10 protein-coding genes and 2 pseudogenes are annotated in these 15,008 nt (G+C 67.8%); 4 read left to right on the forward strand and 8 right to left on the reverse strand.

Annotated elements, in window-relative coordinates:
- Positions 1–148: 148 nt before the first annotated feature.
- From J0J01_RS23625 to J0J01_RS23655, 7 genes and pseudogenes are all read right to left on the reverse strand, one after another.
- Positions 149–557 (reverse strand): annotated as a pseudogene (locus J0J01_RS23625) (transposase); the annotation flags it as partial.
- A gap of 41 nt (positions 558–598) precedes the next feature.
- Positions 599–1,591 (reverse strand): adenylate/guanylate cyclase domain-containing protein, encoded by a 993-nt coding sequence (locus J0J01_RS23630; protein WP_296385194.1) that lies wholly within the window; start codon positions 1,589–1,591, stop codon positions 599–601.
- A gap of 324 nt (positions 1,592–1,915) precedes the next feature.
- On the reverse strand, positions 1,916–2,875 hold the full coding sequence (locus J0J01_RS23635) for an aldo/keto reductase (protein ID WP_296385196.1): 960 nt from the start codon (positions 2,873–2,875) through the stop codon (positions 1,916–1,918).
- Between the two features lie 2 nt (positions 2,876–2,877).
- Positions 2,878–3,501, reverse strand: a pseudogene (locus J0J01_RS23640) (ABC-2 family transporter protein); the annotation flags it as partial.
- Positions 3,502–3,513: 12 nt separating this feature from the next.
- On the reverse strand, positions 3,514–3,681 hold the full coding sequence (locus J0J01_RS23645; RefSeq protein ID WP_296385197.1) for a hypothetical protein: 168 nt from the start codon (positions 3,679–3,681) through the stop codon (positions 3,514–3,516).
- Positions 3,682–3,683: 2 nt separating this feature from the next.
- Entirely contained in the window at positions 3,684–4,511 is an 828-nt protein-coding gene (locus J0J01_RS23650) for a hypothetical protein (protein ID WP_296385198.1), read from the reverse strand.
- A 2-nt stretch (positions 4,512–4,513) separates the two neighbouring features.
- The gene (locus J0J01_RS23655; protein ID WP_296385199.1) at positions 4,514–5,506 is read right to left on the reverse strand and encodes an ABC transporter ATP-binding protein; all 993 of its coding nucleotides are present in this window, start codon (positions 5,504–5,506) and stop codon (positions 4,514–4,516) included.
- A gap of 138 nt (positions 5,507–5,644) precedes the next feature.
- Here J0J01_RS23655 and J0J01_RS23660 point away from each other — a divergent pair, with 138 nt between their 5' ends.
- Complete coding sequence (locus J0J01_RS23660; RefSeq protein ID WP_296385200.1) at positions 5,645–6,295, forward strand: DUF6655 family protein; 651 nt, start codon at positions 5,645–5,647, stop codon at positions 6,293–6,295.
- Here J0J01_RS23660 and J0J01_RS23665 read toward each other — a convergent pair.
- Entirely contained in the window at positions 6,275–7,441 is a 1,167-nt protein-coding gene (locus J0J01_RS23665) for a cobalamin-independent methionine synthase II family protein (RefSeq protein WP_296385202.1), read from the reverse strand. The genes J0J01_RS23660 and J0J01_RS23665 overlap by 21 nt on opposite strands.
- A gap of 235 nt (positions 7,442–7,676) precedes the next feature.
- Here J0J01_RS23665 and J0J01_RS23670 point away from each other — a divergent pair, with 235 nt between their 5' ends.
- The 3 genes from J0J01_RS23670 to J0J01_RS23680 are packed head-to-tail and all read left to right on the forward strand — an operon-like array spanning position 7,677 to position 15,002.
- Positions 7,677–9,680 (forward strand): alkaline phosphatase family protein, encoded by a 2,004-nt coding sequence (locus J0J01_RS23670; protein WP_296385204.1) that lies wholly within the window; start codon positions 7,677–7,679, stop codon positions 9,678–9,680.
- Positions 9,681–9,701: 21 nt separating this feature from the next.
- The gene (locus tag J0J01_RS23675) at positions 9,702–13,586 is read left to right on the forward strand and encodes a Dyp-type peroxidase (protein WP_296385206.1); all 3,885 of its coding nucleotides are present in this window, start codon (positions 9,702–9,704) and stop codon (positions 13,584–13,586) included.
- A gap of 15 nt (positions 13,587–13,601) precedes the next feature.
- Entirely contained in the window at positions 13,602–15,002 is a 1,401-nt protein-coding gene (locus tag J0J01_RS23680) for a phospholipase D-like domain-containing protein (RefSeq protein WP_296385208.1), read from the forward strand.
- Positions 15,003–15,008 lie beyond the last annotated feature (6 nt).

The raw sequence follows: 15,008 nt of genomic DNA on the forward strand, positions 1-15,008 counted from the left end.
CCCGCTTCCGCAACGGGCCGGGACGCTGCGGTAGAGGGGGCCTCCGCGCCCCGGCCCGTTGCAACACCGTCCCTCACGGGACATTCAAAGGCACAGGAGACGCCAGGATTCTCAAGTTAAGCGTGGTCCGAAGAAACAGGGCAGGTCACTGACTCTTGGAGATGCCGCTCATCCCCATGGCCTTGACCAGGTCGTCGACCGAGCGGGTCGAGATGCCCTGGATGTAGGCCTCCTGGATCACAGCAGTCAGCGCCTTCTCGGCCATACGGCGCGGCTCGAGGAAGCCGGGGAAGTAGCTGCCCTTGCGCAGCCTGGGGATGCGCAGTTCGACCGTGCCGGCCCGTGTCTCCCAATCGCGATCGCGATAGCCGTTGCGCTGCGCCAGGCGGGCCGCGCTCTTCTCGCCGTGGCCGGCACCGGTCAGCGCCCCGACCGGTCAGCGCCCCGACCTCGATCTCCATCAGCCGCTCCGCGGCAAAGGAGATCATATCGCGCAGCACATCGGCGTCGGGGGGCTTCTCCACGAGCTCACGCAGGTTCATCATCTCGTCGGTCATCGGTGGTCTCTTGGTTCAAGGTTGGTCGTCGCAACCCGACCCTAAACCCGAAATCGCCGGTGACCGCCGCAAGGCCGCTCCCTCGCTACGGCGCTATCAGAGCGCGCGCTCGCTCGCGGCCTTGCTACTGCCAGATACACCACCAAATGGGACACGACCCGCTCGATTTCGGCTGCAGTAACGACGGTCTCCAGATCCGATACGAAGGCCTCGAAGTCGATCCTTTCGACCCCCCAGTCCGAGAGACCATTTCCGCGCGCATCGTAGCGGACCAGCGTATGGCCGTCCGCCAGCCCGGCGAACAGGCCGCGATAGACCGGGCTTTCCCAGTCGTACTCCAGGTGGTCGAGCCAATTCGCTGGCTTGACGATCGGCGGACCGCTCCCGACGGTCGCGTAGGCAAGCCGTACGCCGTCCGCCGCCCGGCAGAAGGCGATATGCTGCTCGGCGCGCATCTGCTTGGACGAGAGTTTGGCAGCGGACGGCAAAACTGCGTCCACTTTGCCGAGTTGCTCGAGCCCAACCAGAAAGGCGCGCACTGCCCGCTCGATATTCTTCAAGGTGAGTTCGCCGAGATCGCGGTAACTTGCCGCCACGCGATTCACGACCGCGTCATGGGCGCTCACGGAGATGACGATGCCACCGGGCGGGGCTTGACCCTCGAGGCGGGCGGCGATGTTCACGCCATCGCCGTAGAGATCGTCACCGTCGACGAGCACGTCGCCGACATGCAGACCGATTCGAAATACGATGCGCCGATCCTCTGGCTCGTGCTTTCCCGCATCAGTCATCGCATGTTGGAATTCAATTGCGGCATTCAGAGCATCGACGGCGCTACCAAATTCCGCCAGCGCTCCATCGCCGGTTAGCTTGACCAAGCGACCGCCATGCCGAGCCAACGCTGGCTCGAAGTGTTCCTTGCGATAGGCCTTCAGCTGGGCGTGCGTGCCGCTTTCGTCGCGCTCCATAAGGCGGGAATAGCCAACGACGTCCGCGGCAAGGATAGCGGCCAGTCTTCGCTGCTCACGCGCCAATGTAATTTCCTCTGTGCTTGGCCAAAATCGTACAGGTGTTGCGAACTGCCGACAACAGACGGCAGTCCTCTGGCACGTCGTCGATCGAACAATTCCAGCGCCACAGCAAGTTCGGGAGGAACGTCGCCGCTGGAAGCCGACGATCTCGCGTAGCGGAGGCGCGCGCCAACGAGATCGCCGCGCGCAATTGCAGCGCCCGCGCCCGCGCCGTCCGACCCGGCAGCAGGCCGCCCGCGTCCGACGTCATCAGGCCGCCGTCAAACGACGCCTCAACTCGACGCCCTTCTACAGCTTCAAATCCGGACAGGTCCGTGGGATTCCGGGCTACGGCTTCGCGGTGACCGGTCCGGGCCGGTCGAGCCCGACGCCGGTCAGATGCCCGAACAAGGTGTGCAGCCGCTCGATGACCGGCGGCGGCAAGGCGGGACGAAGGATCGAATCGACGTTGTCCTTCACGTGCGCCCTGTTGCCGGTGCCGAAGAGGATGACGTCGGCGCCCTGCTCGTGGCGGGCGTAGCGATAGGCGGCATCGGTGATGCTCGCTGCGTCGCCTTCGGTCACGAGAAACTCGAGCGGATCGCCTCGGGAGAGGATCGACGCGTCGAGCTGGCCCTGCTCGACCAGCCTGGCGAAGACGTCGCGCCGGTACGCGGCGTTGCTGAAGATGTTGCGGACGACGAACATCAGGAGCGTGCCGATGCCGCGTCGTTGCGTCGTCGGAAAGACCCGGCGGCGTGCCCCCTGGTTCATCAGGCTGTAGGCCAGCATCATGACTTCCCACGGCGCGTCCTCGATCGCCCGGGCGAGCATCTTCTGTTCCGGATCGTTGGGACCCGTCTCGGTGATGCCGACGTGGCCCACCTTGCCCTGCTCCTTGAGCTTCACGAGAGCCGGCGCCAGCACCTCGCGATGATGGTCATAAGCGGCGGGATTGACGGCGTGGAAATGGAAGACGTCCACGTAGTCGAGACCCAGCCGCCGCAGCCCGGCCTCGACCTTGAGGGTCACCGTCTCTCCGGTATCGCCCGTCCTGAACAGGGCCTTGGTCGAGATCACCAGCTTGTCCCGGTCGTAATGCCGGACGGCGGCGCCGACGATCTCCTCGGTGCCATAGGCCTCGGCAGTGTCGAGCAAATTGACGCCGAGATCGACGGCCGCGCGCACCACCGACACGCAGTCGTCGAAACTCGCGCCGCGGCCGAGGCCCAGGCGGCTGTTGCCGCCGCACCCGAGCCCGGCGACGCTGACCGTGAGGCCGGTACTTCCCAATGGCCGATAATCCATCCTCAACTCCCCGTCGATGCATAACGCGCCATGCCGGCGCGCCAGGCAAGGAATGACAGGGCCAGGAACGCGAACCCGGCCAGCGGCGTGAAGGGCAGCAGCCAGTCCGGCGCGCCGAGCGGGTCGGGCCGCTTCAGGATGGCGAGCACCGGGTAGTAGGCGACCGCGGCCAGCGGCACGCCGAAGGTCAGCAGGCGCCGGAACCAGGCGGCGTAGATGTTGAGCGGATACTGCGCCGCCTGCACGCCGCCATAGGTGAGGACGTTCGCGACCTCCAGGCTCTCGACGGTCCAGAAGGCGAGCGTCGCCTGCAGGACCAGGATGCCGGCGAACAGCGCGACGCCGCCGGCCACCGCCCATGCGGCTGTTGCGACCGCGGCGACGTCCCAGGCGATCGGCACGAGATGGCTCGCGAGGATCAGCACTGCGAAGCCCTGAACGAATCGTCCCAGGCGCGACAGCCGCACCTCGTGGCCGGCGAGCTGCAGCGCGACGGCGCGCGGCCGCAGCAGCACGCGGTCGAACGCGCCGGTGCGCACGAAGTCGGTGCCGAACACCTCGAAGCCGCGGGTCAGCAGGTCGGCCAGCGAAAAGGTGATGTTGACCAGCGCATAGAACACCGCCGCCTCGCCGAACGACTAGCCGCCGACCGCGCCGAAACGATGGAACAGCGCGTACACGCCCAGGATCTCGATCGAGGTCGCCGCGCAATGGCCGACGGCGAGCATCAGGGTCGCCGTCGGATACTGCGCCTGGCCGCGCAGCGATGCCGACAGGTAGCGGCCGTAGAGGGCCAGTGCGTTCACGGTCACCCGCCCTGCATCTCGAGCCGGCGCATCACGCGCTCCATGGCGAAGCGGCCGAGGCCGACCAGCGCCAGCGTCCAGCCGGCCTGCAGGGCCAGGCTCTGCAGCGCGGCGTCGCCGGCCAGATTGCCGAAGTAGATGCGGAACGGGATGTCGACCAGGCCAGCGAAAGGCTGCAGGTGCAGCCAGGGCTGCAGCGCGGGCGGATAGAAGTTGAGCGGCAGCAGCGAGCCTGAGAAGACGATCACAAGGGGCGTCAGGACGGCGTTCACGCCGCGCTCGTTGAGGCTCGCGGCGACGACGATGTTGGCCAGCATCACGACGGCGGTCGCGAGCGCCGTCATCAGCGCGAAGGCGGGGGCGAACAGCAGCGCCGCGGCGAGGCCGGACGGCGGCCGCCACGCCCAGGCCTCGAGGCCGGCCAGCGGCAGGACGATGCCCGCGGCCAGCAGCATCAGCACCGCGCGCGGCGCGGCGCGGGCCAGCATCCAGCCCAGGGTGCGCGCATACCAGTAGCCGTAGGCGTCGAGCGGCCGCAGCCGGTCGTAGCCGACGCCGCCGGTGCGCACCGCCTGGCCGATCTCCGGATCGGCAAGCCAGGGCAGCAGCGCCAGCAATGCCTGGCCGAGCCACACATAGGTGACCGCGTCGGCCAGGCTGATCGGCGCCGCGGCGGCGTTGGCGCCGTAGAAGGCGGCGAACACCATGATCCGGATGCCGCCCCACCAGCACTGCGTGGCGAAGCCCGCCAGCGCCGCCATCCGGTACTGCAGCATGAGCTGGAAGCGTGCGCTGAAGGCTGCGAGGTAGGGGCGGGCGGCGACCAGCATCGTCAGGCCTCGCCGGCGTCGTGCAGGTCGTAGAAGCGGGCGATCACCTCCTCGATCGGCACCTCGTCGACATGGATGTCCTCGACGGCGTGGCGTGTGGCGATGCTGGCGATCAGCTTGGGCGTCGGGATGTCGGCTGGGTCGAACGCCAGCTCGAGCGAGCGCTGGTCGCGCGAGCGAACGGTGACGCCGGGCATGTCGATCTCGGGCGCGGGGCCGGCGAAGTCGATGTGCAGCCGCCGCTCGGCGAGGACGCCGCTGCGCAGGGCCGTGAACGGGCGGTCGGCGAGCAGGCGGCCCTGGCCGATGACGATGACGCGCTCGGCCAGCGCCTCGACGTCGTGCATGTCGTGCGTGGTGAGCAGCACGGTCACGCCGTGCTCGCGGTTGAGCCGCTGCACGAACGCGCGCACGGCGAGCTTTGACGGCGCATCGAGACCGATCGTCGGCTCGTCGAGGAACAGGATCGAGGGATCGTGCAGCAGCGCGGCGGCGAACTCCGCCCGCATGCGCTGGCCGAGCGAGAGCTGGCGCACCGGCTGGGCGAGCAAAGGCTCGAGACGCAGCATGGCGACCAGCTCGTCGCGCCTCTCGCGATAGCGCGCAGGCTCGACGCGGTAGATGTCGGCCAGCAGGTCGAAGCCGTCGAGCACCGGCAGATCCCACCACAGCTGGCTGCGCTGGCCGAACACCACGCCGATGCGCGCGACATGGCGAATGCGATCCTCGTAGGGCACGAGGCCTGCGACCTCGACGCGGCCGCTGCTCGGCCGCAGGATGCCCGACAGGAACTTCACCGTCGTCGACTTGCCCGCGCCGTTGGGACCGATGAAGGCCAGCAGCTCGCCGGCCTCGAGGCTGAACGAGACGTCGGCCAGGGCGTGGACCTCGCGCCATCGTCGGCGCACGAGGCCATGGAGAGCACCAGCCAGACCCGGCGCGCGTTCGGCGACGCGATAAGTCTTGGCCAGCGCCTCGACGAGGATCTGGGGCATGGGCGGCCATTCGCCGTTTGATCGAAAAAGGGGCGGGAACCTATTCGGGGCCTGCAGCTAAGTCAACCGCCTGGAGGGCGCAACCCGTTCGCTGCCGAGGGCGTTCGGGACTCTGTGTGGCGGTTTTTCTTCCTACTCGTGGCCGCTGTCGTGAGCGGCTGCACCACCGAGCAAATCACGGAAGCGTCAAAGGCTCCTGCCGAGCAGCAGCTGGCTGTGACGAAGGCCGTCGATCACGCCGTCGAAAATCTCCGGCTGGAGATCGCCCCGACGACCAAGGTCTTCGTCGACAGCAGCTATGTCGACACGGAGGACAAAGGGCTCGTCCTGCCCAAGTACACGATCGGCGCCGTCCGCGATCTGCTCCTGCGCGCCGGGGCGAACCTGGTCCCCGAACGCAAGTCCGCCGACGTGGTTGCGGAATTGCGGACAGGGGCGCAGGCGGTCGATCGCAAGGGCTTCCTGGTGGGCGTGCCGGCCTTCACCATACCGGTGCCGCTGGCCGGCCCCTTGTCGACACCGGAGGTGGCGGTGTTCAAGCGCGACTCCCAGCGCGGCATCAGCAAGGTCGCCTTGACGCTGTACAACGCCAAGACCGGCGCGCTCGTGAATTCGACCGGCGTGAGCTACGGCGACAGCCGCAACAACCGCTACGCGGCGCTGCTGGTCTTCACCTGGAGCGAGCAGGACGTCATGCCCGAGAAAATCCCCGAGCCCTCGGGCGACGCCGACGCGCCCGCTCCATCGCGCCGCCCGTCAAGCAACCCGTCAGCGCGTCGCGAACCATAGCTTCGGGTCGGCCGCCCGCACGCGCGCTTCCGGCAGGCCGAGCTCGCGGCGGACGATGTTGGTGCCCTCGACCAGCGCCACGCACTTGTAGAAGGCGATCCGCCGCGACAGGCCCTCGCGGCCGAAGCCGCAGTCGGTGCTGATCACCAGCTGCTCCTTGGGGATGTATTCCAGCGCCTTGCGGATCAGCCCCGCCACCTGCTCGGCCGGCTCGACCACGGTGTTGCAGTGGTTGACCACGCCGATGCCGATCTTCTTGTCGGTCTTGATGTGCTTGAACAAGGGCAGGTCGCGGCCCTCGGAGCTGGCGCATTCGATGGTCAGCACGTCACAGTCGAGCTGCAGCAGGTGCGGCAGGGCGCGCTCGTAGCTCGGCACGGTCCAGTAGACGCGCTGCTGGTTGGGATTGCCCCAGCAGGTATGCACCCAGATCTCCGCCTTCACGTCCTTGAGCTGGCGGTTGAAGGCCTCGGTCAGGAACTCGAGGTCGCTGTCCTTGCAGTCCGGCTGGGTCGTGCGGCCGTGATGCGGCGGCTCCTCGACCTGGATCAGCGGGCAGCCGGCCTCGGCGACGTCGCGGAACTCCGCGTTCATGATGTCGCAAAGATCGAGGATCATCGCCCGGTCGTCGACGTAGTACTCGTTCCACAGCATCGACGCCAGCGCCGGCGCGCAGATGGCGCCGAACTTCACCGGCCGGTCGGACATGCGCTGCGCCACCTTCCACAGCTCGGCGTATTCCAGCGGGCCGCGCGCCAGCTTCCGGCGCACCACGCCGGGCTGGTAGGCCTCCTGCACTTCCCACAGGATCTTGCCCGGGCGCAGGCCGTGGCGGCCCATCCAGCCGCGCGAGGTGTCGCGATGGCCCTCGATCCCGCCGAGGCGCTCGATCGGATAGAAGAACCACGACTTGCCGCCCACCGTCAGGTCGAAGCGGCTGTCGCCGTCGGTGACAATATCGAGGCCGGCCGCCTCCTGCTCGGCGATGATGCTGGCCACTGCGTCCAGATACTGCTCGCGGAACAGGGAATCTCCCATCGCCGCCTTGAACGATCGTCCCTCCAGGCTGCGGTCGAACCACAGCGGGCGTGGATAGGAGCCCGTGACGGTCGTCGGCAAGATCATGTCGCGGGTGACGGTGAGCACAGGCACCTCCGGGTTGGACTCGAACGATAATGTGGCAGCGCCCGGACTTCACGTGATTGTGCGAACGGCGCAGTTTCGTTGCCGCTCCGTTACAGGGCGGCTTCAGCGTGCCTGCGACGCGGGCCGTGAGGGGTGGTCAGACATGCAAAAGTGAAGTTTGCCTCGACATGCAACCGAAGCGAGCGTTACTTTCCGAGAGCGGGGGACATGCGAGACGGCAAGGGGGCCTTGGCCGATGAGCGACAACGCGAGGCAAGGGTCGCAGGTACCGAGCGTCGCCGTCCCGGGGTTGGGACGCGCCTTCGATCACATCCTGATCATCATGTTCGAGAACATGTATCGGGGCTATGTGATGGCGAACCCTTACATGCGCCGGCTGGCGCGCCAGGGCATCCAGCTCGGCGCCTATTTCGGCGTGATGCACCCGTCGCAGACCAACTACATCGCGTCGATCGCCGGCGAGCTGTGCAACGTCACCAACGACGCCGTCCCGCCGCCGCTCCCCCAGCGCACGATCGTCGATCTCCTCGAGGAGGCACCCGGCAGGCTGCGCTGGAAGTCCTACCAGGAGAGCTACGTCCCGGAAGCGACGCCGTGGAAAGAGGGGTTCAAGCCGGCCGACGCTCCGCCTTACTTCATCAAGCACAATCCCTTCTCGTCCTTCGCCTCGATCGTGAAAAACCAGGAGCGCTGGCGACGCATCGACAACGAGGCGGCGCTGTTCGCCGATCTGCTCAACGGCGAGTTCCCGGAGTATGCCTGGTTCACGCCGAACATCTGGAACGACGGCCACTGGATCGACGGTACCACCATCGATCCCAAGCCGCGGGCGCCGGTCCTGGTCGACCAGATCGCGAAATGGCTCGAACGCTTCCTCAATCGGCTGCGCTTTCCCGGGCCGCGCTCGCACCTGCCGCCGAACACGCTGGTGGTGGTGACGTTCGACGAGTCGGACTTCGAGGAGGACTACCGGCCGGATATCGCCTCGACCTATGACGGGCCCAACCAGATCTACACCGTCCTTCTCTCCAACGGCATCGAGCCGGGCTTCGAGGAGGAGGGCTACAACCACTACAGCCTGCTGCGCACCGTCGAGGTGAACTTCGGCCTCGACCACCTCGGCAAGAATGACGCCGGCGCCAACTGGTTCCAGTTCCTGTGGGGCCGGCGCTTCGAATGGAGTGCGCCGCAGGCGACGCCGCTCGAGGGCTTCGACGGCCCGATGGCGGCAGCCGGCTATGCCGGCGCGCTGTTCGTCGCCTGCGCGGCGGCCGACGGCACGACCCGCCTGCGCAACCGGTCCGCCGCGCACGGCCGCTGGTCGGCCGAGGAGACGCTGGCGATCGACGGCGGCGGCGGCATCACGATGGCCTCGACCTTCAGCGAGCTGGTGCTGGTCGCCCGCTCGGCCGCGGGGCGCGTGTCGTGCATGAAGTACGACCTGCAAAAGGGCTGGCGGGCGGTTGCGCCGCCGACGGACGGCCAGGTCGCCGCCGTGGCGCTGTCCTCGTTCTCCCGCGAGCGCCGGATCATGCTGGCGACGCGGGACGCCGCCGGCAAAGTGACGTCATACGTTCGCGGCGAGGTGGGGGCCAAAGGGGCGTGGGGCAAGGCCGTCCCCGTGCCCGCCGCCCAGACCGACGGTGGAATGGCGCTCGGCGTGTTGGGCGAATCGCTCTACCTGATCGTCAAGACGCCGGGCGAGCAGACGATGAGCGTGGTGTCCCACAACACCGCGCCGTTCAACGTCGTGTCGGTGAAGAAGAACAAGTATGGCGGGCCGTGGGACAACACCGCGGTCGACGCCTGGTCGCCGAGCGCCTTTCCCGTGGCGCACTTCTCGTCGCGGCCCGACACCGGGGGCAAGCGGCAGCCGGTGGCGCCGCCGTACGAGACCTCGGGCCCGATGGCCGTCGCAACAATGGACGGCGTGATGCACCTCATCCATCCGGGTCCGACCAACCCGCTGCTGCTGACCGAGACCTTCTCGATCTCCGGCGTCATGACGCCGTTGAAGCCGGTTTCCTACAAGAACGCCGCGAAGGACGTGAACAACGGCTTCGGCACCCTGGCGGAAGCAGGTTGGAGCAAGCAGGCGCCGATCTTCGAGGCGCGCTGCGAGCCGGGCGGCGTGCTGGCGATGGGCCGCGCCGGGCGGCAGCTCCTGCTGCTCTATCGCAACGGTGCCGGGGCGCCGGTCTGGCTGCACGAAGGCAGCTACGGGCGCAAGGCAGGCTGAACCCGAACGAGGGGGACCATCATGACTGCGTCAGCCAACAACCCGCCGGCCGGCTTGAAGTGGGAGCTGGAATCGCGCACCGCCGCCGACCTGACGCCGGAGCGTGCCCGCCAGACGTCCGACAATGTGTGGAGCTGCGTGCAGCGCGGCCTGGTCTATCCCTCGCCCTACGCCCTGTTCGTCACGTTCTTTCGCAAGCCATCCGCCAAGCCCATGACCAAGCAACGGCTGGGCCATGTGCTGGCCAACGTCCGCCACGATATCCATGTCAGATTTCCCAAGGCGCACACCACGGCGATCCTGGGCGTGGGCTTCGACCTGTGGCGGGAGATGTCGGAGGCGGACGGCACGAAGCTGCCGCTGGGCATGGCGCTGCAGTTCGGCGACGGCGTGTTCACCCATCCGGGCACCGCCTTCATGAACTCGCGGGCCGATCTCTGGTTCCACATCAAGAGCGACAACGAGCAGCACTGCGAGGGCGTCCGCGCCTGGCTGCGCCATCGGCTGGAGGAGGTCGAGGCCTGGGCCGACGGCACCAGGACCGTCTGTCAGGCGGCGGCGACCAAGTCCAACCAGCCCGACAAGCGCGGCGGCAAGGTGCTGGGGTCGCGCTTCTCGGAGAACCTCAACAACGCGACCGATCCGCTGACCATCCAGCAGCAGACCGTCGTCGGGCTCGAGGATCCGGATCATGTCGGCGCGTCGTTCGTGCTGGCGCAGCGCTTCGTCATCAACTGGGAGCAGATCCTGTCGATGGCGCCGCAGCAGGTCGAGGACCTGGTCGGCCGCACGACCGAGGACACGCTGATCCCCTCGCGCGACGACCGCAGCCACATCAAGCGGGCGCGCGCCCAGGACGAGCAGGGCAACACCGTGTCGGTGCTGCGCCTCGGTCTGCCGTTCGGCCGATCGAGCGCGGTCGAGCGCACCGACCTGCTGGAGAAGGGCGCCAGCCGCGGCGACGAGGAGGGCATCTACTTCGCAGGCTACGCCAAGAGCGCGGGCGCGCTCGAGACCATCATGGACCGCCAGATCGGCCACCAGCCCGGCTTCATGAGCGATCGGCTGCTCAGCCACGTCAAATCGAACCTCGGCGGCTTCTATTACATTCCGAGCGTGGTCGAGCTCGGGTTGGAGGCGGAGAGCCTCAGTCCCGACGGCCTCTCGCTGCAGCGCTTCCCGGGCGTCGACTGGTCGCGGCTCGACCGCCACTTCGACCAGAAGTCGGCCAACGGCTACATGCACTACAATCACAAGCAGTACCTCTATCGCATGTCGACGATGAGCAGCGCGGAGCGGGCCACGTTCCATCCGCCCTCGCACCGCGTGCTGTTGCTCATGGCCGACGCCTTCTCGCGCTGGCAGGACAACTGGTATTTCGATCGCGCCCAACCGGAGATTCCGCATCTGCGCATCTGCCTGGAGCGGAAGTTCGGCAAGGCCGAGGCCGACAAGGTGATGGCGCTGTCGATCGAGGAGCGCTCGGGCTGGACCGCCAGGATGCTGCTCGGCCATGTCCTGACCAGCGAGGACTACGGCTTCCGCGGCCGCCGCACCGGCGCCGACGGCAACGTCTACAACGGCGCCGACACCTATCACATCAATCCGCTCGAGATCCTCGTCGGCTCGATGCCGAATCTCGGCCTCGGCCAGGGCAAGTACCTGATGGACTTCGCGCGCGAGGACGAGGAGCTGTCGAACTTCTTCGACAATCTCAGCTACGCCTCGGGCGTCGGCCACATCGTGCCCGACTTCAAGGCGGCGCTGAAGCTGGGCCTGGACGCGCTGACCGCCGACGTGCGGGTGCGCCGGGACGCCGCCAAGGACGAGAAGCACCGCCGCTTCTATGCCGGCGCGGTGCTGGCGCTCGAGGGCGTGCAGGACAATTGCCGGGCGTTCTCGCGGCTCGCGGAGAAGCTGCGCGTTGCCCTGCCGGAGGGCCAGCTCGCCGAGCGCGACAACCTCGCCCTCATCCGCGATCGCATGGAGCGCCTGGCGACCAGGCCGCCGGCAACGCTGGCGGAAGCGGCGCAGCTCATCTTCACCCTGCATTCCAGCCTGCACCATGTCGGCGAGCCGACCGCCGTGGGGCGGCTCGACCAGTTGCTGCAGCCCTACTACGAGGCCGACCGCCAGGCCGGGCTCGACGAGGCGCACGCCCAGGAGATCATCGACTGCTTCTTCATCAAGGTCGGCGAGAAGGTGCAGATCAATCGCCAGTTCGTCGAGGATCACCAGGTCTTCGGCAACCTCGCGATGGGCGGCTTCGCCGGCAACTACCCGCAGGGCTCCTCGCTCAACCAGTGGATCCAGCAGGTGACGGTGGGCGGCACCGTCGCCGACGATTCGCCGGGAATGGGCCGGCCGGCCTACAACGATGTGACGCGGCTCTGCCTGCGCGCGGCACGGCGGCTGCCGCTCAACGCGCCCTGTTTGTCCTTGCGCATGCGGCCGGACATCCCGGCCGAGCTGGTGAACGAGGCGGCGCTCGCCATCCTGTCGGGCGGCGCGCATCCGATCCTGCTGTGCGACGAGAAGGTGACGCCCGGGCTGCAGCAGAGCGGCGACCGGATCGGCAACGGCCAGAAGGTGGGGGAAAAGGCCGGCGGCCTGTGGAGCACCACCGTCTCGCTGAAGGACGCGCGCGACTATGCCTGCGACGGTTGTTACGAGCCGCAACTTTCCGGCACCAGCTGGTTCACCCTGGGCGGCCTCACCATGCCGCAGGTGCTGGAGGCGGCGCTCAACCAGGGCAAGACCTGGCAGAGCGCGGGGCCGGTGTGGTTCCGCGGCCAGCGGGTGTCCTTCACCTCGGAGCCGCCGCGGGAGATCAAGAGCTTCGACCGCCTGCTCGAGCTGCTCTTCAAGCATCTGCGCTGGATGTACGCCAAGCAGGCGGACGGCCAGATCGGGCTGTTCGGGCGCATGAACGCGGTCTGCCCGGCGCCGCTGCTGTCGGTCTTCATCAACGACTGCCTCGACAAGGGCCTCGACTATTACGAGGGCGGGCCGCGCTACAACGTCATCGCGCCCTGCTTCACCGGGCTGTCGACCTTGGTCAACTCGCTGTGGGCGATCCGCGCGCTGGTCTTCGACAAGACCACCGCCGTCACCTCGCTGCCCGAGCTGGTCGAGGCGCTGACCTGCAATTGGGGCGAGCACATGGTCGAGCCCTTCATCAACGTGCTCGAGGGCCCGGCCCGCATCGAGGCCAAGGCCGAGCGCTATCGCCGCCTGCGCGAGGCGGCGATGCGGCTGCCGCGCTTCGGCCGCGGCCATGCCGCGGTCGATGCCTTCGGCGACCGGATCGTCGGCCGCATCGCACAGACCGCCGTCGAGGTCTTCACCGATCCGGCCGACCGCACGGCGGACAAGATGGTCGACCTGGCCAGGCGCCTGGGCACCAGGCAGCATCCGTTCGGCGGCTTCCAGATCCAGCCCGGCGTCGGCACCTTCGAGAACTACCTCGACTGGGGCAACATGACCGGCGCCTCGGCCGACGGCCGGCTGAGCGGCGATCCGCTGGCCTCCGACCTCAGCCCTGCGCCGAGCTTCGGCGACCTGCCGATCGACCACAACGAGGCGCCGCTGATCAAGGTCATGGCCGGCTTCTCCGGCAAGGGTGTCGAGGCGATGTGGGACGGCGCGCCCAACGACTTCAACATCCGCGAGGACTTCCCGGTCGGCCGGCTCGAGGAAGCGCTGGTCGCCTTCGCCAACGGGCATGGCTCGACGATCATGACGATCACCTGCGCCGATCCCGAGACCTACGAGCAGGCGACGAAGGATCCCGAGAAATACGACCTGCTGCGGGCCCGCATGGGCGGCTGGACGGAGTTCTTCGTGACCATGTTCCCGGCGCACCAGGCGCAGCATCAGCGGCGTCCCTTCGAGACGCCCCAATAGCCGCGGAGACAGACCATGCCCGATTCCCGCGCTTATCTCGTCGAGTCGATCCCCAAGGGGCTGGAGGACCTGCGCGGCACGCCCGGCGTGCAGTACACCGAGACCGTGCTGGTCCGCCTGACCGATGCCGCCAAGTCCAGCATCGACCTGACGGCGATGTACTGGGCGCTCCTGGCCGATCCCGACAGCGATGACGAGAAGGGGTTCGACGCCGACAAGCTCGACCACATGGGCGCGAACTACGGCCGCGCCCTCTACGAATCGCTGCGCGCCGCCGCCAGGCGCGGCGTGAACATCCGCATCCTGGAGAGCCCGGGCTTTTCCGGCGGCAAGCAGGAGTCGGAGACGCTGCGCGAGGAGTTTCCCGACCGGATCTCGATCCATGCGGTCAAGATGGGCGACTGGTACGGCGGCGGCGGCATCATGCACCAGAAAATCTGGATCTTCGATGCGCGCCACATCTACCTCGGCTCGGCCAACATGGACTGGAAGTCGATCGCGCAGGTCAAGGAAATGGGCGTAGTCGTCGAGGACTGCCTCGACCTCGCCGCCGACGCCGCCAAGTACTTCGAGGGCTGGTTCGCCTTTGCCACGATGACGCCGGCCAGCGTGGCGGTGTTCGACCCGGCGGCGCGAATCGACCGTCGCGTGCCGCCGTGGTCGGATCTGGTGCCGCAAGGGCAGCGCGCCCCGTCACCGCTCGATCATCCGAAGTTCGCGACGACCTTCGGCCGCGCGTCGCCGCTCGACCTCACGCTCGACGGCGAGGACGGCGGCGTGTTCCTCACCGGCTGCCCGCACGAGGTCCGCGGCAAGGGCCGGACCTGGGACCAGGAGGGGCTGGTCTACACGATCGACGATGCGCGCAGGACGATCTCCGTCAGCGTGATGGATTTCGCCCCGATCGGGCTCTATGGACGCGCCAGCGCCGGCCCGCCGGTCGGCAACCACGGCGTCATCCCCAACGATACGCCGGTGTGGTGGCCGAGCCTGTTCGACTCGCTGTTGTCGGCGGTGCTGACGCGCAGGGTCTATGTCCGGCTGCTGGTCAGCAAATGGGCCCACACCTCCGGCCTGATCGCGCCGTTCCTGAGCGCATTGCAGAAGGCGGCCGATGCCGGGCGTGCGGATCGCTACATGTCGGCGGGCCAGCTCGAGATCAAGCAGTTCATCGTTCCCGGCTGGGACAGCACCAGCGGGCCGGCCCGCAAGTATCCGGGCCACACCCGGGTCAATCACACCAAGTACATCGTCACCGACCGGCGCCTCAATATCGGCACCTCGAACATGACCTGGGACTACTTCGCGTCGACCGCGGGGAGCAGTTTCAATTCCGACCATCCGGCGCTGGTCCGCACGCTCCAGGCGGTATTCGACCGCGACTGGGCGTCGAGCTACGCGTGGCATCTGAGCTGACGGGGG

This window comes from Reyranella sp., from assembly GCF_017305915.1.
Lineage (GTDB): Bacteria > Pseudomonadota > Alphaproteobacteria > Reyranellales > Reyranellaceae > Reyranella.

Coding starts and splice junctions, on each gene's coding strand:
- J0J01_RS23635 (WP_296385196.1), bottom strand. CDS start 2,875: ATGGATTATCGGCCATTGGGAAGTACCGGCCTCACGGTCAGCGTCGCC.
- J0J01_RS23650 (WP_296385198.1), bottom strand. CDS start 4,511: ATGCTGGTCGCCGCCCGCCCCTACCTCGCAGCCTTCAGCGCACGCTTC.
- J0J01_RS23655 (WP_296385199.1), bottom strand. CDS start 5,506: ATGCCCCAGATCCTCGTCGAGGCGCTGGCCAAGACTTATCGCGTCGCC.
- J0J01_RS23670 (WP_296385204.1), top strand. CDS start 7,677: ATGAGCGACAACGCGAGGCAAGGGTCGCAGGTACCGAGCGTCGCCGTC.
- J0J01_RS23675 (WP_296385206.1), top strand. CDS start 9,702: ATGACTGCGTCAGCCAACAACCCGCCGGCCGGCTTGAAGTGGGAGCTG.
- J0J01_RS23680 (WP_296385208.1), top strand. CDS start 13,602: ATGCCCGATTCCCGCGCTTATCTCGTCGAGTCGATCCCCAAGGGGCTG.